This is a genomic window from Paenibacillus sp. VTT E-133291 (assembly GCF_002264395.1).
Taxonomy (GTDB): domain Bacteria; phylum Bacillota; class Bacilli; order Paenibacillales; family Paenibacillaceae; genus Paenibacillus_AQ; species Paenibacillus_AQ nitricinens.
The window spans coordinates 1-21,283 of sequence record NZ_NFVA01000055.1 but is presented as its reverse complement, the minus strand read 5'-3'; the positions used below and the strand labels follow the sequence as shown (position 1 = coordinate 21,283).

17 protein-coding genes are annotated in these 21,283 nt (G+C 46.3%); all 17 read right to left on the bottom strand.

Going from position 1 to position 21,283, the window contains the following annotated elements; translation table 11 throughout:
- Complete coding sequence (gene sigE / locus CA598_RS20240; protein ID WP_028530613.1) at window positions 1-723, bottom strand: RNA polymerase sporulation sigma factor SigE; 723 nt, start codon at window positions 721-723, stop codon at window positions 1-3.
- Window positions 724-814: 91 nt separating this feature from the next.
- Window positions 815-1,762, bottom strand: a complete 948-nt coding sequence (gene spoIIGA, locus CA598_RS20235) for a sigma-E processing peptidase SpoIIGA (RefSeq protein ID WP_094873089.1) — start codon at window positions 1,760-1,762, stop codon at window positions 815-817.
- Window positions 1,763-2,036: 274 nt separating this feature from the next.
- Window positions 2,037-3,158, bottom strand: coding sequence for a cell division protein FtsZ (gene ftsZ, locus CA598_RS20230; RefSeq protein ID WP_094873067.1), 1,122 nt, complete (start codon window positions 3,156-3,158; stop codon window positions 2,037-2,039).
- Between the two features lie 61 nt (window positions 3,159-3,219).
- Window positions 3,220-4,482, bottom strand: coding sequence for a cell division protein FtsA (gene ftsA, locus CA598_RS20225; protein ID WP_094873069.1), 1,263 nt, complete (start codon window positions 4,480-4,482; stop codon window positions 3,220-3,222).
- Window positions 4,483-4,826: 344 nt separating this feature from the next.
- Window positions 4,827-5,597 carry a cell division protein FtsQ/DivIB gene (locus CA598_RS20220; protein WP_094873070.1) on the bottom strand — a complete coding sequence of 257 codons (771 nt, stop codon included), beginning with the start codon at window positions 5,595-5,597 and terminating at the stop codon, window positions 4,827-4,829.
- 63 nt (window positions 5,598-5,660) lie between these two features.
- Entirely contained in the window at window positions 5,661-6,944 is a 1,284-nt protein-coding gene (gene murA, locus CA598_RS20215) for a UDP-N-acetylglucosamine 1-carboxyvinyltransferase (RefSeq protein ID WP_094873072.1), read from the bottom strand.
- Between the two features lie 308 nt (window positions 6,945-7,252).
- Window positions 7,253-8,365, bottom strand: coding sequence for an undecaprenyldiphospho-muramoylpentapeptide beta-N-acetylglucosaminyltransferase (murG, locus tag CA598_RS20210; RefSeq protein ID WP_094873073.1), 1,113 nt, complete (start codon window positions 8,363-8,365; stop codon window positions 7,253-7,255).
- Between the two features lie 5 nt (window positions 8,366-8,370).
- Window positions 8,371-9,468 carry a stage V sporulation protein E gene (spoVE, locus tag CA598_RS20205; RefSeq protein ID WP_042130238.1) on the bottom strand — a complete coding sequence of 366 codons (1,098 nt, stop codon included), beginning with the start codon at window positions 9,466-9,468 and terminating at the stop codon, window positions 8,371-8,373.
- A 53-nt stretch (window positions 9,469-9,521) separates the two neighbouring features.
- Window positions 9,522-10,943: a UDP-N-acetylmuramoyl-L-alanine--D-glutamate ligase gene (gene murD / locus CA598_RS20200; RefSeq protein ID WP_094877670.1), complete on the bottom strand. Its 1,422-nt coding sequence runs from the start codon at window positions 10,941-10,943 to the stop codon at window positions 9,522-9,524.
- A 3-nt stretch (window positions 10,944-10,946) separates the two neighbouring features.
- Complete coding sequence (gene mraY, locus CA598_RS20195; RefSeq protein ID WP_042190854.1) at window positions 10,947-11,912, bottom strand: phospho-N-acetylmuramoyl-pentapeptide-transferase; 966 nt, start codon at window positions 11,910-11,912, stop codon at window positions 10,947-10,949.
- 21 nt (window positions 11,913-11,933) lie between these two features.
- Entirely contained in the window at window positions 11,934-13,340 is a 1,407-nt protein-coding gene (locus CA598_RS20190; protein WP_094873076.1) for a UDP-N-acetylmuramoyl-tripeptide--D-alanyl-D-alanine ligase, read from the bottom strand.
- A complete protein-coding gene (locus CA598_RS20185) occupies window positions 13,337-14,824 on the bottom strand; it encodes a UDP-N-acetylmuramoyl-L-alanyl-D-glutamate--2,6-diaminopimelate ligase (RefSeq protein WP_094877669.1) in 1,488 nt (495 codons plus the stop codon). The genes CA598_RS20190 and CA598_RS20185 overlap by 4 nt, the downstream gene beginning before the upstream one ends.
- A gap of 55 nt (window positions 14,825-14,879) precedes the next feature.
- A complete protein-coding gene (locus tag CA598_RS20180) occupies window positions 14,880-16,805 on the bottom strand; it encodes a stage V sporulation protein D (protein ID WP_076284763.1) in 1,926 nt (641 codons plus the stop codon).
- A gap of 80 nt (window positions 16,806-16,885) precedes the next feature.
- Entirely contained in the window at window positions 16,886-19,117 is a 2,232-nt protein-coding gene (locus tag CA598_RS20175; RefSeq protein WP_094877668.1) for a penicillin-binding transpeptidase domain-containing protein, read from the bottom strand.
- 45 nt (window positions 19,118-19,162) lie between these two features.
- Window positions 19,163-19,555 (bottom strand): septum formation initiator family protein, encoded by a 393-nt coding sequence (locus CA598_RS20170; protein ID WP_094873081.1) that lies wholly within the window; start codon window positions 19,553-19,555, stop codon window positions 19,163-19,165.
- Window positions 19,556-19,578: 23 nt separating this feature from the next.
- Window positions 19,579-20,532 carry a 16S rRNA (cytosine(1402)-N(4))-methyltransferase RsmH gene (gene rsmH, locus CA598_RS20165; protein ID WP_042190866.1) on the bottom strand — a complete coding sequence of 318 codons (954 nt, stop codon included), beginning with the start codon at window positions 20,530-20,532 and terminating at the stop codon, window positions 19,579-19,581.
- Window positions 20,533-20,569: 37 nt separating this feature from the next.
- A complete protein-coding gene (gene mraZ, locus CA598_RS20160; RefSeq protein WP_036683674.1) occupies window positions 20,570-21,007 on the bottom strand; it encodes a division/cell wall cluster transcriptional repressor MraZ in 438 nt (145 codons plus the stop codon).
- Window positions 21,008-21,283 lie beyond the last annotated feature (276 nt).

The window sequence follows — 21,283 nt, the reverse complement described above, 5'->3', positions numbered from 1 at the left end:
TTATACCATCTTGTTAAACTCCTTACGCAGCCGCTTAATAATTCGTTTCTCCAGACGAGAAATGTAAGATTGGGAAATTCCGAGCAGATCCGCCACATCTTTTTGCGTCTTTTCTTCGCCCCCACGCAGTCCGAAACGCAGCTCCATAATGAGTCTTTCCCGTTCACTCAGCTTTTCCAGCGCCTTTTGCAGCAGCTTGCGATCGACCTGTTCTTCAATGTTCCGATAAATGGTATCATTTTCCGTTCCTAATACGTCTGAGAGCAGCAACTCATTACCATCCCAATCGATATTAAGAGGCTCATCAAAAGAAACCTCACTTCGTGTCTTGCTATTACGCCGCAGATACATCAAAATTTCATTCTCTATGCAACGTGATGCATAAGTTGCTAGTTTTATTTTTTTCTCGGGATCAAAAGTGTTAACCGCCTTAATTAATCCGATAGCCCCTATCGAAACTAGGTCTTCAATATTGATTCCGGTATTCTCGAATTTACGAGCGATATACACTACGAGGCGCAGGTTACGCTCAATCAGCATCGCACGAACAGCTGCATCGCCGCTGGATAGCCGCTGAAGCAGATACTCTTCTTCTTCCCGTGTCAGCGGTGGAGGTAGAGCCTCGCTCCCGCCGATATAATAGATTTCCTGACTCTTCAACCCCAGTAGAAACAGCATGCGGTAATATTGCAGCTGCAGAGCAATTTTCCATTTGACCATTATTGTTCCTCCTCCAAGAAGTACACGGTTAGCGTATAAAGCTTTTAATTCCCGCTTTCAGCCATCAGAAGTTTGGTTCAGCTAGCTTTAAAGATTAGGAAGGTAGTGCTGCATCAGTGGCGCTCTCTTTTTGAGTTAAATCTGGATGAATGACCGCCCGATAGGCTCCATCTCCTGAGAGTGTCCCGCCATCCAGCCCAATTAAGACTCTTTTACTATAAAAGATATCTTCACCGAGCTTTATCGTCACAAGGTCTGGCTTCAGTGCGAGCATAAATGATGCCCCTCGGTTAATCCCCCTGTAAGGTACTAGTCGCATCCTATCCTGCCAAGCAAACGACTGCCCGTCCGTTTCTAGCAAAAGTTTGTCCGCACCATCCTGAGTGAGTCTCCCTTTCCATGCAGCAGGCAGATGCCCCTCCCAGAGCGTCGATTCCATCACCATCACCGGTATGCGGGTCAAAGGATCACAGAGACGATTACCTGTGTCTAACAGGCCAGGACAGGAAACACTTACACCATCAATTTCAACAACCACCTCACCGATATAGGTTTCAAGCTGCTCCCTTCTGATTCGTGAAGAATGCACTGCCTTGAAGCAGATTAACACCAGGGGGAATACTGCAATGACAAACCAAAAGCCGATCTTTAGGCCGTAGGCATGCCCTCCTGAAGCAGTGAACATAATACCATTCCAAATGTCGCTGGAGCTCTGCAGCAAATAGTGAATACCAACAATTCCACCTGCGGCTGCAAAATTGATAATATAGAAAGCTCCCATAGTGCGAAGATAGCTTTGCAGACTCCCAAAACCAAAGGCAATCCATAACATAACTACCGACAATCCAAACTTGATAAGGAAGGTATACATGAAAGACAGCTCCGGTACAAACATCATCACTACATACAGTGCGCCAACGAGAGCTGAGACGATTAAACGCCACCATGAGATTCTCAGCTTAACCATCCAGCCTGTCAGCCACAAAAGAATTCCGTCGATCACTAGATTGGCGGCGAATATCAAGTCAATATAAACAACCAGTGCATTCACCTGCTTAATGGCGGAATCTATCCTCTAGCCAAATTGGATCAGGCTCTGTTTTTTGGACGATATGATTAGTATAGAAAGTCTCGCTTTCAAAGTCTGTCTAAACTTGGGGGGCATTCTTGCGGTTTTTTTGTCGAGTTATAGCGCGTGAGGATTTATTCCTTCTTCATGGAATTTTTTAGATCTTTTATTTCAAAAAAAACACCGTACCGCCATAGCTAATTAGCTAAGCGATACGGTGTTCTCGTATTAACTTGATTCTCTTTAATTAATCGTTGTTGCCCCGAGTACGATTACGCAGGAACGTCGGAATATCGAGCTGGTCAGAAGAACTCTGATTGCCGAAAGGACGTAAATTTGCTGCGCTCTTATCCGGTGCTGCCGCAGGCTCGTTATTCGTCGAGACCGGACGACGTCCTGGAGTTTCAGGCGAAGGTTTATGTTCAAAGCCAGTAGCAATTACTGTTACTTTGATATCATCCTTCAGATCCTCATCTATAATCGCACCAAAGATCATATTCACTTCAGGGTCAGAGGCGGATGTAACGATCTCAGCCGCTTCATTCACTTCGTATAGAGAGAGGTTGGATCCTCCCGTAATGTTCATAATTACGCCACGAGCACCTTCAATAGACGTTTCTAAGAGTGGGCTCATGATGGCTTTGCGTGCGGCTTCTGACGCACGGTTCTCACCATTTGCGATACCAATACCCATGAGCGCTGAACCGCGCTCGGTCATGATGGTCTTCACATCCGCAAAGTCAAGGTTAATTAGACCAGGAACCTTAATTAGATCAGAGATACCTTGAACAGCCTGCCGGAGAACATTATCTGCTTCACGGAAAGCTTCTAACATCGGTGTTTTCTTATCAACGATCTCAAGCAAACGGTCATTTGGAATGACGATTAGCGTGTCGACTTTTTCTTTCAAAGCTTCGATACCAAGCATTGCCTGGTTATAACGTTTTCTTCCTTCAAAGGTGAACGGACGAGTAACTACACCCACAGTCAAGGCTCCGCACTCTCTAGCAATTTCAGCTATAACTGGCGCAGCACCTGTACCGGTACCGCCACCCATTCCTGCAGTAACAAACACCATGTCTGCACCTTTAAGGGTATTCGAAATCAGATCACGGGATTCCTCCGCTGCTTTCTTACCGACTTCAGGGTTGGCGCCTGCACCCAAACCGCGGGTTAGCTTGTCCCCAATCTGCAGCTTGTGCTCCGATTTGGCCATATGCAACGCTTGGGCGTCTGTATTAACCGTAATAAACTCTACACCCTGAACGCCGTTTTCAATCATCCGGTTGACAGCATTACTACCTCCGCCGCCTACGCCGATGACTTTTATTTGCGCCAAGCTCTCCATTTCAAAATCAAATTCTAACATATAGTTCCATCTCCCCCTCAATGTGCTTGGATGGCCGGTCCAAGTATATCTGGACTTACACTTATATAAACTCGCTGAACATGTTCTTTAGACGCTCGACAAACCCGGTCTTCTGAGCCGTTTCCTGATTTGGAGTGGCGTTCTGCTTACTCCGGTTGACCGTCTTTTTGTTGCTGCTTCCACCACTGCTTCTTCCACGGAAGCTACGGACAACATTATGCAGGATACCAACACCTCCGGTAAACCCAGGGTCCCGTACACCGATATAATCCGGTACAGCGATGCGTACAGATGCGGCCAATTCAGTCTGGGCCGCCTTTAATACGCCAGGCATCGAAACAGTTCCACCCGTTAGTATATAACCTCCAGGTAGTTCACTGTAACCAAGCCGTTTCACTTCCTGTTTAATCAGATGGAAGATTTCTTGCACCCGTGGTTCGATAATTGCCGCTAAATCCTCTTGGTTAAATTCCTTCTCTACATTACTGCCAATGCGCAGCACCTTGAAGACAACGTCAGAGGCTGCATCGTCAATCCATGCGCAACCATACTTTAGCTTTACTTTCTCCGCTTGATCAGTAAGTGTACGTAGTCCGTATGCAATGTCATTTGTTACAAATTCTCCGCCGATCGGAATCGTAGAGGTTGCACAAAGGGAACTTTCTTCGTATATGGCTATCGTTGTCGACCCGGCACCGATATCAACCAGAACAGATCCCATCGATTTCTCGTCCTTGGAAAGCGCCAATCCACCAGCACCAAGAGACATCAGCACAAGATCCTTCACTTTCAGCCCTGATTTCTCAACACAGCGCAGTAGATTATGTATTGGCGTCTTAGCACCCGTAACGATGGTTGCGTCCACTTCTAAACGAACACCAATCATTCCGCGCGGGTCCTGAATACCTTCGAGACCATCGACGATAAATTGTTTAGGAACAACATCAATCACTTCTCGCTCCGGAGGCATAGCGATGACTTCCGCAGCTTTAATAACGCGATCGATATCATCCTCACCGATTTCACGATCCTCATTCTGAACGGCCACGACACCGTGGCTGGATTGCAGGCCAATATGATTACCGGAAATGCCTACATAAACCTCTGATATTTGAATACCCACCATTTGCTCTGCATGATCTATAGCACTTTTGATCGATTGCACAGTTTGGTCGATATCTACAATCGCGCCTTTACGTATTCCTTCCGAATCAGCAGATCCAACGCCAATAATATTAAAGGTTCCATTGGTAACTTCCCCAATTATTGCCCGAACTTTGGATGTACCGATGTCCAAACTAACAATGATGTCATTGTTGCTCAAGTCCTATGGCACCTCCTGTTATAATCGAAATAATTTGCATAACCTTATCCCGGTCCCGGGAAACTTCTCTGTACATATTCAACATACCTAACCCTTTCCCTCTTTTTTCTACAAATTTTTTGAACGGAATAATATTCCAACATCCCTAAATGTGATTAGTTACTCATAATTTTTTATAAGAATGATAATTATCACAAGAAATATAAGACTTTTTGGTTATTACTAACCATATATAGTATTATATTTCAAAAAAATCGAAGAAAAAAGAGGGATATAGCTTCTTGCCCGTAAATCCGATTGTAGCATTTTTTGAACTCTATTAGTAGGGACTATTGACCTCTACTCTACTCTTGCACATCTTTTTGCTCATCGCCCTTTTGCTCCTCACTTTCGACCTGAAAAGGAACATACGAGTCGGCTTCAAGCATCGTGATAAGTCCAGGCTCCTTTGTCTCTATTACCTGATTCAAGTATGACACTTTGCTCTTTAATAAAGAGATGGATGTGATCACTTCGAAACGGGATCTAGTATAGAGCTTGATACGATCCGGAAATGACAAGGTTGGCGACGGAACAATCTCAGAGATATCACTTGTCAATTCATTAGTAATGCTTGCTAACGCTTGACATAGCTTAGCCTTATTCGGATCGTCCGGATCCCAGTTAGTTAATATGGGCTTCTCAACGGCTATCCCCGTATCATTTACTGGCACTGCAGCTCCACTCGACAGAATCGCCTTCAAGATGCCACCCTGTTCCAGTTCATAGGCCACCGCAGGGAATTCTTCAATCTTCACTGTGATTACCCCGGGAAAATCCTTCTTTACGGCCACTGCCTTAACCGTCTTAAGCTCCAGCAGAGATTGTTCCACAGACTTCGTAGAAACGGCAAAGAATTGTCCACCTATATGAATTCCACTTTGCGAGAGTAATTCTTCACTAGTAGAATACTTGCTTCCCTGAAAATCTATCACTGTAATGTGACTAATAGACGATCTAAAAAAAATCACAGCAAGAAGTGCAGTGAACAGTAGCAGAAGGATCGCCGTAATCTTACGGCTCATTTTTTTCTTAGGCTTGTCCTCTTTAAGAAGAGGTAATCGGGTTGTTGTCATTCTCATATCTCCGTAATAAGGCCCTGTCTCCTTCCTTGGTAGAACTGAAGGAGACAGGGAGCTTTAATTGGCCAAATCAAGTGGATCCGGTACGGGTACCTTGCGGCTTATACGCGCGCCAAGCTTCTGAAACAGCTTCTCTATTCCGTCATACCCGCGGTCAATATGGTGTGCTTGCTCAACGACTGTAGTCCCTTGTGCAGCGAGCCCAGCAATGACCAGAGCCGCACCTGCACGCAAATCAGTAGCTTCCACAGTAGCACCATACAATCTCTGAACGCCGCGAATAAACGCACGATTCATATCAATAGAAATATCAGCGCCCATCCGCGCCATTTCTTCAACATGCTTGAATCGTCCCTCAAACACCGTCTCCTTGATTACACTGAAGCCATCAGCGAGAGACAACAGCACCATGACCTGAGATTGCAGATCGGTTGGAAAAGAAGGATAAGGAGAAGTCACAATTCTCTCAACAGCACGTGGACGCCCCATACAACTGATATTAATTATATCATTGCACACTGTGATTTGAACACCAGCCCGCTTGAGCACATGAATAAGCGAAGTCAGATGCCCCGCGTTGGCATGTGTCAAAGTCACATTTCCTCGTGTAGCTGCCGCAGCAATCATTACGGTTCCAGCCACAATCCGGTCAGGTATCACCTCGTACGTACAGGGATATAGGTTTTTCACCCCTTGAATTGTGATGGTGTCCGTACCTGCACCGATAATCTGAGCACCCATACTATTTAGAAATTGCTGTAGGTCCTGTATCTCCGGCTCTCTCGCGGCCCCCGATATCGTTGTTGTTCCCTCTGCCTTTGCGGCAGCCATCATAATATTCTCCGTTGCTCCTACACTTGGATAGTCGAGATGAATATCACTCCCTATAAGCTTAGAACCCCGACAGAATATTCTTCCGTTGCTCTCCTCGATCTCCGCCCCTAACGCCTTAAGTCCTTGTAGATGAAGATCTATTTTACGCTCTCCGATCGCACAGCCCCCGGGCTGATAGATCGTTACCTCTCCAAATCTGGATAACAACGGTCCCATTAGAAAAATAGAAGATCTCATCTGCCGCATTAAATCCTCAGGGATATGAGATGTCCCGACGGCAGACGTATCTATCGTCACCGTATCCTCTTGATGCACGCACCTGCAGCCCAGCCGATCTAGGATGTCTAGCATAGTCTCGATGTCCAGCAGCTTCGGCACATTATGCAGTGAGTGAACTCCTTCGGCCAGCAGGCTTGCCGCTAGAATCGGCAGCGCCGCATTTTTTGCTCCATGGATACGAATGGTGCCTGACAGGGGACTTCCACCCTCAATCACCAATTTGTCCAATGTATCACCTCCGAGATTACCGCTCACCCACCACAAACACTTCCGTTACAAGCTCATATGAAATGTACAAGTATAAACGTCTTCGGCGTCCTTTATAAGGACGATAGGCGTTTAAGCGAGAAATATAAGGATGATGTATAACGTGAAACTTATACTTTCTTATATTTCAAGAATATCCTGCACTACATCTCAGGTTTGGAAGTGTCCTGGGTGATTGTCACGATTATAGGATTATCCTATGTTCGTTCCTCCAAGTGTGTGACAGAGAGCTGCCAATAAGGAAAACCCGTATGGAAAACGATGATATCTTAAGACTTCTTACCTGCAAGTCTTCGGAGCTCGCTTGTGATTACTGCCGCAGAATCTCTTTTACCAAGTCGTTTGGAGGCCGCTGACATCTCCTCACGCACGGCTTCAGTTCCGATGATTTTTTGAACCGCCTCAAATAGAGCCGTGCCGTTTAAATCTTTCTCAAGCAGTACCACAGCAGCACCTTCACGTTCCAACTGTCTTGCATTCGCCTCCTGATGGTTATTCGTCACATTAGGAGATGGAATAAGTACAGAGGGAATACCCAGCGCTGTAATCTCAGCGAGAAAAGATGCTCCCGCCCGATTAACGATCAAGGAGGTACAAGCCAACACCTCTGGCATATTATGAACATAAGGAAGGACATGCAACCAGTTTGGTAAGCTACCCAGCTTTTGACGTAATTCCGCCCGTGTCTCTTCGAAATAAGGTTCACCTGTAACATACACATAATGAACACCATTACCCTTACCCACTTTAGGGGCCATTTCAATCATGGCTCTATTAATAGCCTTAGCCCCCTGACTGCCACCAACCACCAAAACCACTGTACTGCCATCCGAAATCCCCAGCGATGCGAATCCACGTTGTGGGCTTGCTGTAGTAACTGTTGTAGCACGTGGATTACCAGTATAGATCACATTTTTGCTGCCCGGAAAAGAGGACTCTGTTCCTTCAAAGCTTACGGCAACTGTACTCGCATACCGACTCAGAAAGCGATTGGTCAGACCTGGTATGGCATTTTGTTCATGGATCAAAGTAGGGATGCCCAACCGGGATGCAGCATAAACGACTGGACCACACACATAACCGCCTGTTCCAATCACAACATCTGGTTTGAATTCTCTTAGCATTTCTTTGGATGCCTTAACACCCTTCAAGAAACGCATCACGGTCTTGACATTGTCTATGGATAGCTTGCGCCGAAAACCAGTGATGTCAATAGATTTGAAAGGGATATTCTCTTGAGGAACAAGCTTGCTCTCTAAGCCGCGCGTTCCACCAATATACAGGAAGGTAGATTTGCTATCTTCCAACTCCATTTGCCTAGCAACAGCGACCGCAGGATAGATATGTCCACCCGTGCCTCCGCCGCTTAATACGATACGCATCTCTTTCACCTCGCAAAACGGGATAAGTTCAATAGAATGCCAAGGGATGTTAGCATTAATGTAAGTGAAGATCCGCCATAGCTAATCAGAGGAAGCGTGATGCCCGTTACAGGCATTAGACCAATAACAACACCAATATTAATAATGACTTGCACAGCCACCATACAGACGATGCCAACGGCCAGATAGCTTCCAAAACGGTCAGGCAGACTCATCGCCACCTTCATCCCGCGCCAGATTAGAATAAGAAATAGGATCAACACAGCCAAACCACCGATAAACCCCAGCTCCTCGGCCAATATAGAAAAAATAAAATCTGTTTGTGGCTCAGGCACATAACTGTACTTCTGCCGACTCATTCCTAATCCAAGGCCACCGAGCCCCCCAGGACCGATCGCATATAGCGACTGAATGATCTGGTAACCTGCACCAAGGGGGTCGGACCATGGATCAAGAAAAGCGGTAATCCGCTGCAACCGGTAAGGCGCTGCTGCAATCAAAGCAACAAACCCTGCCGCACCAGCTACTCCAAGGGAAAGTAAATGCTTCATTCTAGCCCCTGCTGTAAAAACCATCATCAAGGCTGCACCAAACATGACAGTACCTGTACCCAAATCCGGCTGGAGCATGATCAACGCGAAGGCTGACCCAATGAGCGCAAGCGGTGGGAGCAGGCCGCGTGTGAAGGAAGTGATGTCGTATTCCTCTTTTCCTAGCCAATTGGCTAAGAATAGAATCATCCCCATCTTCATGAATTCAGAAGGCTGGATCCCGAAGGAGCTAATTCCTAGCCAGCTGCGCGCTCCCCCGCGTACTACACCAATACCCGGGATAAGCACAATAACAAGTAAGAAAAAGCAGATTAGAAGTGCCGGCTTAGCCAGCTTTTTCAGCACCCTGTAATCGGTATTCGCCGTAACGAACATTGCGACTAGGCCTAGTCCTGCAAACAAAAGCTGTCTTTTCACAAAGTAAAACGAATCTCCATAATTGCGGAAGCCCAGAACGGACCCGGCGCTGTATACCATCACCATGCCGATCACCAGTAAAGATAGAATAGGAATCAGCAACCAAATATCGGGAGCATGACGAGTTTTGTTCATCAGGAGCACACCTCTTGCATCCGTAGTAGGGATGGGCTTATCCACCCCCCTACTTAAAGGTTATGCACCGCCTCTTTAAAAATACACCCGCGCTCTTCATAGGATGTAAACATATCCCAGCTTGCACAGGCAGGAGACAAAAGAACAACATCTCCTTCTTCCGCCAGAGCGGAAGCTTCCTGCACAGCTTGCTCAAGCACGGCAGCGGCACTCTCCCCATTATCGACGGAGATAATCTGCTTTAATCCTGCCAACTGTGCTACATTTGTTAGCTTGTCCCTAGTCTCCCCTAACGCCACTATCGCTTTGACTCGGCCGCTCAGGACTGGCAGCAGTTCCATATAATCGGAGCCACGATCTAATCCACCAGCGATCAGCACTACGGGACGCTGGAAGGATGTTAGTGCCATAATCGTCGCTTTGGAGTTAGTTGCTTTGGAGTTATTATAATAAGTGACTCCAGCCTTATCAGCTACATACTCCAGCCGGTGCTCCACACCGCGAAATGAAGCAAGCACATCACCCAATAAAGAGGGGTCTGCTCCAGCAGCAATGGCAATTCCACATGCAGCAAGTGCATTCTCCACATTGAAACGCCCCGGAAGGCTAATGGAATCTACATCAGCAATGATTGTTTCTTGGCCTGCAGAATTGCGATAGATAATGCGACGCATCAGATCGTCATCTTGACCTGTAATATAGGACGGGCTAACAAATACGCCGTAGGTCAGCTCCTCAGACCTAGAGAATGGGAGAATCGAAGCCTTCACATATGGTACCAGTTCCCGGCAAAAAGGATCGTCCCAGTTCAGCACAGCCGTATCCGTAGCTACTTGATTGGCGAACAGCTTTGATTTGGAATCGACATAATCCTTCATGCTGCCATGATAATCCAGGTGGGTCTCCGCAATATTCAACAAACAACCTATTTTGGGGCGGAAAGTCTCCGTACCTTTGAGCTGGAAGCTGCTGAGTTCGACCACCATCCAGTTATCCTCTGTAGCTTCTTGCGCCGCCTCACAGAGAGGCGTGCCAATGTTACCTGCAACAATCGGATTCATACCTGCAGCTTCCAGCATTTGACCTACCCAGGTCGTCGTTGTCGTCTTGCCATTGGATCCCGTGATGCCAATTATCGGCGCTGCACAAAGACGGTATGCAACCTCTACCTCTGTAACTACTTCAATGCCAAGCTCAGAAGCCTTTTGTACAGGAGGCGCAGAATAAGGAATGCCTGGATTCTTAATGACCAGACTTACGCCTTCATGAATCAGTCCATCCGGATGCCCACCGCTTATAACACAAATTCCCAAAGATTCCAATTCGGAAGCTTCGGGACTTTGATCTCTTTCCTTTTTATCGTTCACCGTAACTACAGCGCCTCGATCATGCAGCACTTTAGCAACCTGGACACCGCTTTTTGCGAGTCCAAGCACAACAACTTCTTCACCACGGTACATATCTGGATGTTTCATTTGCTACAACCCCTTGCTAATAAATAGTCCAACAGCAGCTAATATCAAGCTTACCGCCCAGAACGAAATTACCACACGCCATTCCGACCAGCCACCAAGTTCAAAATGATGGTGAATCGGGCTCATTCTAAATACACGTTTGCCACGGGTTTTGAAAGAAACCACCTGTATCACGACTGATAACATTTCCACCACAAACACACCGCCAATAATTAAAAACAGCAGTTCGCTCTTTGTGACAATAGCAATCGCACCTATCGCACCGCCAATACCAAATGAACCGGTATCTCCCATGAATACCTTAGCAGGATGGGCATTAAAGACCAGAAATCCAAGAACAGCCCCGATCATAGCCGCTGCACACACTCCAGCTGCAATTGACGTAGCCTGCATCGCTACAACAGCATAAGCTGCCAAAGCAATAGCACTTACACCAGACAGCAAACCATCTACTCCATCGGTAAAGTTAACAGCATTCGTTACGGCCATCATCATAATAATAATGAATGGATAGTAGAAAAAGCCGCCCCAATCAAAGCTGAAATCAGTACCCGGAACGCTGATGCTTGTGCTATGTCCTGCAGAAATCAGCAGACCGCACATCACAGCACCTACCAACAGCTGCCCGAACAATTTTTGACGCGCCGTAAGGCCCAAAGAACGCTTGAATACGATTTTGATATAATCATCCAAAAATCCGATCAGTCCAAAACCAAGCGTAGCCACTAGTAGTACGTAGAAATCGTTATTCACCACAGAAAATTTCAGATAAGCCAATGTAAAAGCCACGATGATTACGATACCGCCCATCGTCGGCGTTCCCGCTTTCTTTAAATGGGATTGCGGTCCGTCATCTCGCACCTGCTGTCCGAATTTCATCCTGCGCAGTAGCGGAATGAAGAGCGGAGCGGCAATGACCGCAAGGATAAAGGAAACAGCAATAGTCAATAACAATAGTTGATAATCCATGGGTACACCCCCTCCATTTATTTAGGTCTCTTTAATCTCTTTACTCAGGCTCTGAAGAACTTCCTCAAGCCTCATCCCTCTGGATCCTTTGAATAGTACAATATCCTTGGAGCTGCTTTTCCCGATAAGGACGGCTGTTAATTCTGACTTATCCGTAAAAGCCAGCACACGCTCGTTTCCGAATCTTTCCTTTGCAGCTTCTGCAATATGGACTGACAATGGGCCATAGGTATATACAAAATCAGTCACTGCGGGGTCTAGATAGTAGCCAATTTCTTTATGAAACTCTATTTCATCCGGCCCAAGTTCCAGCATGTCCCCCAATACTGCGATTTTTTTGCCACTGCATTTCATAGTTTGAAGCACATCAATGGCCGCCTTCATAGAAGTCGGACTGGCATTATAAGCATCATTCAAAAGGGTAAGCCCGGAAGAAGTTTGAATCACTTCAATCCGCATACCTGTCAACTTAAGCTTACTTAACCCATTCTCTACATTTTGTTCTGTAACTCCAAAATGGCGAGCAACCGCTAGTGCAGCCAACGCGTTGACAACGTTATGCTGGCCTGGCAGCGGTAATGTAAAAGCATGTTCCTTATGAAGGCTTGACGTAAACGTCATACCACCATTATGGGACATCATCCCTGTCGGATAATCATCATTATCTCCGTTCAGACCGAAACGGAAGGACACCATCCCCTCCGGAGCCTCAAAAGCGGACTCTTGCATTACCTCAGTCAGCAGCGGTTCATCACCGTTATAAATTAGCAATCCCCCTGGCTTTAGCCCTTCGACGATTTCCAGCTTGGCACGGGCGATTTCTTTGCGGGATCCCAGTTGCAGCAGATGCGACTCACCTATATTAGTAATGACTGCAACATCTGGTGCAGCCAAAGAAGCCAGCAGAGCAATTTCTCCCCGCGAGCTCATACCCATTTCAAGCACTGCAATCTCTGTATCCTCAGCCATGGATAGAATCGTGAGCGGAAGACCAATATGATTATTGAAGTTTCCCTCTGTCTTGTGCACCTTGTACTGCATTTCGAGCATGGCCATAATGATATCTTTTGTCGTAGTTTTGCCATTACTCCCCGTAACAGCGACAACCTTCGGAGCGACCTCATTTAAATACGCAGCGGACAGCTTCTGAAGCGCCTGTAGCGTATCTTCAACAATAATGACTCCGCCACCCTCAGGTGCAGGACCTTTATCACGCTGCCATAAGGTCCCAGCAGCACCGGCAGCAATCGCTGTAGCTGCATAATGATGACCGTCGAATTTGTCTCCCGTTAGAGGAACAAACAGGCAACCTGTAGTTATCTTACGGGAGTCAGTAACGACGCCCGTAACAGTTATATTCACAGTTTCAGCAGCAGGAACTTCACCTGCGCACATCACAGCAATTTGTCCTAGTGTTCTTGTAATCAATAGATTCGACCCCTTATAACTTCTTTAGCGACGATGCGGTCATCGAAATCGTGAACCACTCCGCCAATCAGTTGGTAGGTCTCATGACCTTTCCCCGCAATCAATACTACATCGCCAGAGCTTGCCATTTCAATAGCCTTCCCAATGGCTTCTCGGCGATCAACAATCATATGATACTGGTCAGAGGTGACTCCATCCTCTACTAGCCCTGCTTCTATATCCTTCAGAATTAGCCCAGGGTCCTCCGTCCGAGGGTTGTCAGAGGTTATGAATACCATGTCGCTATATTTTGCGGCAATCTTACCCATCAAAGGTCGTTTCGTGCGGTCTCTATCTCCTCCACAGCCAAACACAGTAAGCACTTTACCTGTAGCAAATTCGCAGACTGTTTTTAATACATTTTCCAGCCCGTCTGGTGTATGTGCATAGTCAACGATAACGGCATAGTCTTGCCCCTCATCTACTGACTCCACCCGTCCAGCTACACCATCAATCGCTTCAAGACTAGTCTTGATATCTGACAGTGACACATCTTCCAACAACGCTGCCGTAATCGCCGCAAGTGCATTATAGACATTGAATTTACCAACCATACGAAGTGAAATGTCCGTCTCACCCTTAAACGTATCTACATGGAAAAAAGTTCCTTTTGCAGTGATCGAGATTTGCGAAGCTCGGACATTAGCGTTGTTATCAATGCCATATGTAATCACTTCCGCTGCAGTTTGGGTTGCAAAATAGTGGCTCGCCTCATCATCAGCATTAAGCACCGCATATTTGCGTTCTTCTTTCCAAGGAGAGATCACATTTCCTAGTCTAGAGAAGAATAGACCTTTAACCGCCCGATACTCCTCCATTGTATGATGATAATCCAGATGATCCTGGGTTAAGTTCGTAAATATTGCTGTACGGAAGTCTGCACCCTTCACACGTCCTTGCTGAAGCGCATGGGAGGAGACTTCCATTATGCAACATTCCACACCTTTGGAGGCCATATCATGAAGCGAGCGCTGCAGATCTAGTGATTCTGGAGTGGTCCCTGACATAGGGTAGCTTTTGCCGTCATAGCGCATTTGAATGGTCCCAATCAGACCCGTCTTCATATTCTGGTCTTGCATAATTCGCTCAATAAGATAAGTCGTAGTTGTCTTCCCATTTGTACCCGTAACCCCGATCATTCTCATTCGGCTGCTAGGTGAGCCAAAGAAGGCATTCGACATGACAGACATCGCAAAACGGCAGTCATCCACAACGATCTGTGGAATATCAAGCTCTAGCTTATGCTCACATACGATAGCAGATGCTCCAGAGGCTACGGCTTGCGGCGCAAATTTATGTCCGTCTACGGTGTGACCCGGTAAACAGATAAACAGATCACCCGGACTTACACGGCGGGAATCAATCTGAAGATCAGTAATCTCCACCTCCCCGTCCCCGTATAGACGCGAAGTAGCAAGACAAGCAGATAATTCATTAACTTTCATAGTAATCCCTCACTCTACATTTTCGGATACAAACTGAACCCTTATATCTTTATCATTATTCACTAGAAGCTCCCATATAAATCCTGATGGTTGAGCCCTGTTCTACTCTTGCCCCAGCTTTCGGAGCCTGATTGATGACCGTATTGCCAGAGCCTGAACGCGCCAGATTAAAATTCATATTTAAATCCTCATAGATATCTTGTACGGTTGCACCTGTAAGGTCAGGCACGGTCACAATCGGAGTTTCACCGTATTTATAGGTTTTTGGAAGCTGATCACTGCGCTCAGGAACCTTCATATAGTGCAGCGAGTCTTCCAAAATATTTTGCACGATTGGAGCTGCAACTACACCCCCAAATTGAATCCCTTTCGGGTTATCCACTGCAGTGTAGACAACGATCTGTGGATCATCCGCCGGCGCAAAGCCAATAAAAGAAACAATATGCTCTGTCGGAGAATAACGTCCATTTACAACCTTCTGTGCAGTACCCGTCTTGCCACCTACACGATAGCCGTCGATAAAAGCCGGCCGTCCCGTGCCTTTGGCAACTACGCTCTCAAGTGCTGCCCGCACCTTCTTGGATGTCTCCTCCGAAATCACCTGCCGCACAAGCTCAGGCTTCACCTCTGATACCGTCTCTCCCGTTTCCGGATTAACCCATGACTTTGTTACATGTGGTTTATAGAGATTACCACCATTGATAGCCGCGGACACCGCAGCAATCTGCTGAATTGGTGTAACCGAGACCCCTTGGCCAAAGGCCGTAGTTGAAAGCTCTACCGGACCTACTTGACTAAGCTTGAATAGAATCCCATTAGATTCTCCGTTTAGATCAATTCCCGTTTTGCTGCCGAAACCAAAATCACGAATATATTTGAAGAGTGTTTCTTTGCCCAGCCGTTGCCCAAGAGCAACAAAACCAGGGTTACAGGAGTTCTCAACCACCTGAAGGAAGGTCTGGCTGCCATGGCCGCCTTTTTTCCAACAGCGCAGCTTCGCACCCGCCACTTCGATAAACCCAGGATCATAGAAATGATCGTTTTGCAGGTCTACCTTACCTTCTTGCAATGCTGCAGCAAGTGTGATGATTTTGAACGTCGAACCAGGCTCGTAGGTCATCCAAATGGGCAAATTCCGATTATAGATCTGCGGATCATATTCCTTATATAGACCCGGTTCATAACCCGGTCTACTAGCCATGGCCAGAATTTCACCATTCTTCGGATTCATCGCTATAGCCCAAGCGCCCTGCGCCTGATATTTCACCATAGCTTGATCCAGCTCACGTTCCATAATGGATTGAATCTGTTTATCAATCGTCAATTGCAGATTAAGCCCATCCTGAGGGGCAGAATACTTCTCCGATGATCCAGGCATGAGTCTTCCACCTGCGTCAGACAAATACGAAATATTGCCTGCTATTCCTTTAAGTAAATTATCGTAAATGTTCTCGACGCCGGTAATCCCTTGGTTATCAATACCTGTAAAGCCTAGTATATGCGCGGCAAGATCGCCGTAAGGATAATATCTTTTGCTATCCTCAGCGACAACGATGCCCGGCAACTGCAAATCACGGATGCTCGCGGCAAGTTCCATCGTAATTTTGCGGCCGCCGGGCTGTAGTTTCACCGACATTGATTTTTTAGTCAGCAAGCTCATCAGCTTCTCCTCGGTCATCCCAAGTAGAGGCGCCAATTGCTGCGCTGTCTTTTGCTTCTCCTTCACCTGCACAGGCACCGCATAAACCGTAGGCGTACTGATATTATAGGCCAGCGGTATACCTTCACGATCCAAAATTTCACCACGCTTGGCTGTAAAAGGAATATTCCGGCGCAAGGAATCTTCTACCTTGTCACTTAATTTCTCGCCTTGGGATAATTGCACGTAAGCAAGACGTACGACCAGCGAACCGAATAACACTGCCAGTCCCAGCAGCGTCCATAGCATTCTCCGCCGTGTTACGACCTTCGAAACCTTCATTCCGTTCTCCCCCGCTTTCACCTATAGACATGAGCTCTTATCTTCATGACTATTCGGGACAAACTGGGGTTAGAACAAGCCTATGGCCCACTCTGCGATTCCGTACCCTCATCAGCAGACGAAGTTGCCGGAACATCTTCACTATTATCATTGAATGGTTTCAGCTTTAATGTAAGTAGTGGTTTTCCATTTTTTGTTCCTTCAATCTGCTCGGACACATATCCTTCGCCTTCTACCGCTATCTCCACTTTTAGAAGGGTTAGAACCTCAAGAGCATCGCGCAGCGACTCTCCTTGCAAATTGGGAATAGTAGGCTTGTCCCCTTGCTTGCTTAACAGGTAGATACGCTGGCCAGGAGAAAGCTTCGTTCCAGCCTCTGGATATTGGGTTTCCACAGAAGCTTCTTCACCGACAACAGCAAAATCAAATCCTTGATCCAGAAGCGTCTCTCTTGCTTCCTTCATCGTTTTCCCCTTCAGATCAGGTGTAGTCCGGAGCACAGGTGCATCCGATTTAACTGTTTTTTTACTGTCCTTATCACTAGTTTCAGTTGCTAATTTAGGAACTCCCATGTATTGCAGTGACTGCGATACGATTTCTTTAAATACAGGAGCTGCAGCTTTACCGCCGCCAACCTCAACGTTCGGTTCATCAATAATAACAATAACAGCGATTTTCGGATCATTCACAGGCGCATAACCAATAAAGGAGACCAATACTTTGGACTTCACGTAGTCCTTACCTTCAACCTTAATAGCCGTTCCTGTCTTCCCCGCCACACGGTAACCTTCAATGTGAGCGTTCCGTCCTGTCCCTTTGACTTGGTCGGCAACTACCTGCTCCAAGTATTCACCTGTTTGCTTGGCACTTGCCTCATCAATCACCTGACGCACTACACTAGGCTGAGTAACCTTAGTATTTCCGGTGTTTGGGTCCGTAACCTCTTTTACCACATATGGAGTCATCAGTTTCCCGCCATTGGCGATCGCAGATACAGCAACCAATTGTTGAAGTGGGGTAACTAGCACTTTACCATGCCCATATGCGAGTGTAGCAATTTCGATAGGACGTCCAAGGTTAGGGTTAACGACCCCACTGGCTTCCCCTGGCAAATCGATTCCCGTCTTCCCATTAAAGCCAAAATCATCAATATACTGTAAAAGTCTATCTTGTCCGAGCATTTCATAAAGTTTTACAAAAAGAACGTTACTAGACCGCTTCACACCTTCCAGGAAGCTTATTTGCCCCCAACCGGAACGATTAATATCATGTAATGCCTTACTGTAGCCCTTAATTCTGATAGATCCTGACAGAAATGTTGCTACGGGATCAAAAAGCTTCTCTTCTACAGCTGCTGCAAGTGTAACAATCTTGAAGGTGGAACCAGGTTCATAAGTTGATTTGATAGCATGGTTGTAGAAACCCGCTGCATCAGCACCCGTATCCATATACTTATTAGGATCAAAGGTGGGCATATTCGCCATCCCCAAAATCTCCATCGTATTCGGATCAGCGGCAATGACACTCATACTTTTCGGCTTATATTGCGCATATGCCTTTTCCATGGCCGCTTGTATATATTGCTGGATCGTACTGTCGATGGTAAGCTTGAAATTACTGCCATTTACTACAGGTTTATAGGTATCTTTTGAATCCGGCAGCTTAACCCCTTGACCGTCACTTTGATAAAGCAGCTTGCCATCAGCACCCTTAAGCTGTGCATCCAGGGACTTTTCCAGACCCATAATCGCCTTGCCATCCCGATCTGTGTAGCCTAATATATGTGCAGCAAGCGAACCCTTAGGGTAAAATCGTTTCTGCTCTCTAACCAGACCAATCCCGGTCTCTTGAATTTTATGCTCTTTACCCAGGGCTACATAAAACTCTTTCACCTTATCAGCAAGTTCCTGATCAATCTTCCAGCCTTCATTACGAATTTCACGATTCTTGAGGTATTTGCCATCCTCGCCTTTAGCCTCAATCAGCTTCCGCAGCTCATCTACTGGCTTGCCGAGTAGCTCATGCAATCCCTTGACGACCTCATCACCAATTCCCTTTTCAGCAATGACTGCCGGGTTTACAACTACAGTATAAGCAGGGACATCACTTGCGAGCACACTCCCATTACGGTCAGAAATCGTTCCTCGCTCGGCTTTGATAGTCGAAGTGTGCGCCCAAAGTGTAGCAGCCTTTTCTTGCCATTCTGAACCCTCCATAACTTGAATCCAGAAGACTCTAGCTATCAAAACAAGAAAAAAGAGGGTAATACACCCTCCTATAAACAGCGTGCGAAGTTTTATTCTCTTTACCATAAGCGAACCTCACAATTTTTTTATTGCGATCTTGCCAATCGCTCACTAATTATCGCCTTCTGTCGATATCGGATTCGCCGGAATAAAGATGGTAGCATTTTCATCCGGTGCTACATATCCAAGATCCTTTGCCTTTTGGGCAACCTTCTGCTCCAAATTCTGCTTCTCCATCTCATACGTGGAAATTTGCTTCTTAGCGGTCGCTATATCCTTATCTAATTTCTGAGCCTGCAAGTTCAAATCATAAATGTGAACGTAACGTGAAATCAGGGTGATAGCCACTAAAACGCATACTCCTAGCGTCAGCATATACAAAAGTTTCTCTTGCAGCGGAAGTACTCTTCGTTTGGTAACTACTTTTGTCTTCTCGCGGTAAAGGGGGTTTACTTCTTCTTTTCTTTTGGGCTGAACTGCTAAATTGCCGCGGGTATAGGCCATCTCTGACTCTCCTTTATCGTCAATTACAATTTTTCTGCAATGCGCAGCTTAGCTGAGCGGGCTCGAGTATTAAGCTCAAGCTCTTCCTCAGAAGGCACAAGCGGTTTGCGGTTGATTAACTTAAGCGTGCCTTTCGCGCCGCATACACAAAACGGAAAGTCAGGCGGGCATGTACATCTGCTTAAATAGCTGCTTAGTATTTGCTTGCAAATTCGGTCCTCGAGCGAATGAAAAGTGATAACGGATACTCTACCTTCTGGTGCAAGGCAACGTACTGCGCTATGTAATCCTTCTTCAAAAGCACCCAACTCGTCGTTTACAGCAATCCGTAAACCTTGAAAGCTGCGTTTAGCGGGATGTCCTCCCGTTCTTCGTGCAGCCGCCGGAATACCTTCCTTGATAAGCTCAGCTAATTCTCCTGTGGTCTCCACAGGACTTTCTTCTCTTCTGTCTACAATTTTCTTAGCGATTCTCCGCGAGAACTTCTCTTCTCCATATTGGAAAAGCACACGGGCAATCTCCTGCTCAGACCACGTATTCACAATATCAGCAGCCGTTAATAGCGCTGTCTGATCCATCCGCATGTCCAGCGGAGCATCATGATTGTAACTAAATCCGCGTTCTCCCTCATCAAACTGGGGAGAGGATACGCCAAGATCAAAGAGGACTCCATCCACTTGGGGAATGCCATCTTTTTGTGGTACAAAGGGCACATCCTTAAGTACACTCTCCAGATCACGGAAATTGGTCTTAATGAGTACAACCTTATCTCCGTATTCAGCTAGTCTTTCTTTTGCGTTCTCCAGAGCCCAATCATCTTGATCCAAACAGATTAATCGGCCTTCGCCGCTAAGTTTGGAAGCGATTAGTGCGCTGTGGCCTGCTCCACCGAGAGTGCAATCTACATAGATTCCGTCTTTTTTGATGTGCAGCCCTTCTGTCGCTTCTTCTTTAAGCACCGTGATGTGGTGAAACAAGCTGCATCCCTCCAGGACAGTATTCGATATTGTGTTTTTATAGATCAAAATTGAAATCCACCAATTTTTCGGCAATTTCGTTGAACGATTCCTCGGACTGTTCGAAGTACTGCTCCCATAGCTCTTTGTTCCAGATTTCCACCCGGTTCGAAACGCCCAGAATAACACAGTCTTTGTCCAGTTTGGCATACTGCCTTAAATTGGCCGGCAGATTTACCCTTCCCTGCTTATCCCATACACATTCTGTTGCGCCTGAGAAAAAAAAGCGACTGAATGCACGGGCATCTGATTTCATCAGTGAAAGGCTTTTTAGCTTTTGTTCCATGATTGCCCATTCTTCCATGGGATAAACAAATAGACAGGAGTCTAGACCACGGGTCGTCACAAAGGAGGTTCCAAGCAATTCACGGAGTTTAGCCGGAATAATAATTCGGCCTTTGTCGTCAATGCTGTGTTGATACTCTCCCATGAACATCCTTTTTCCCACCCCTAATCCCCGAATCCCCACTTTACCCCACTTTTCACCACTTAAGCATAATAGATTCGCCATTAAAAATCAAAAACCTTTTTCTGGTGAAAGGAATTTTTTGCTAAATCAAATAGATCATTACCCAATTCACAATTCGCCACATAAAAAAAGCCATGCAATCGGAATCCTATCCGCTGCATGGCTTTTCAAGCATTAACGCCTTTGTCGTCCTTATAAGGACGACGAAGCGTCTATGCGAGAAATATAAGGATAATGTATAGC

Excerpts from the sequence above, each read along its gene's own strand:
- CA598_RS20180 (WP_076284763.1), bottom strand. The coding sequence starts at position 16,805 with ATGAAGGTTTCGAAGGTCGTAACACGGCGGAGAATGCTATGGACGCTG.
- murG (WP_094873073.1), bottom strand. The coding sequence starts at position 8,365 with ATGCGTATCGTATTAAGCGGCGGAGGCACGGGTGGACATATCTATCCT.
- CA598_RS20175 (WP_094877668.1), bottom strand. The coding sequence starts at position 19,117 with ATGGTAAAGAGAATAAAACTTCGCACGCTGTTTATAGGAGGGTGTATT.
- CA598_RS20185 (WP_094877669.1), bottom strand. The coding sequence starts at position 14,824 with ATGAAAGTTAATGAATTATCTGCTTGTCTTGCTACTTCGCGTCTATAC.
- ftsZ (WP_094873067.1), bottom strand. The coding sequence starts at position 3,158 with ATGTTAGAATTTGATTTTGAAATGGAGAGCTTGGCGCAAATAAAAGTC.
- CA598_RS20170 (WP_094873081.1), bottom strand. The coding sequence starts at position 19,555 with ATGGCCTATACCCGCGGCAATTTAGCAGTTCAGCCCAAAAGAAAAGAA.
- murD (WP_094877670.1), bottom strand. The coding sequence starts at position 10,943 with ATGAAACATCCAGATATGTACCGTGGTGAAGAAGTTGTTGTGCTTGGA.
- mraZ (WP_036683674.1), bottom strand. The coding sequence starts at position 21,007 with ATGTTCATGGGAGAGTATCAACACAGCATTGACGACAAAGGCCGAATT.
- spoVE (WP_042130238.1), bottom strand. The coding sequence starts at position 9,468 with ATGAACAAAACTCGTCATGCTCCCGATATTTGGTTGCTGATTCCTATT.
- mraY (WP_042190854.1), bottom strand. The coding sequence starts at position 11,912 with ATGGATTATCAACTATTGTTATTGACTATTGCTGTTTCCTTTATCCTT.
- CA598_RS20220 (WP_094873070.1), bottom strand. The coding sequence starts at position 5,597 with ATGACAACAACCCGATTACCTCTTCTTAAAGAGGACAAGCCTAAGAAA.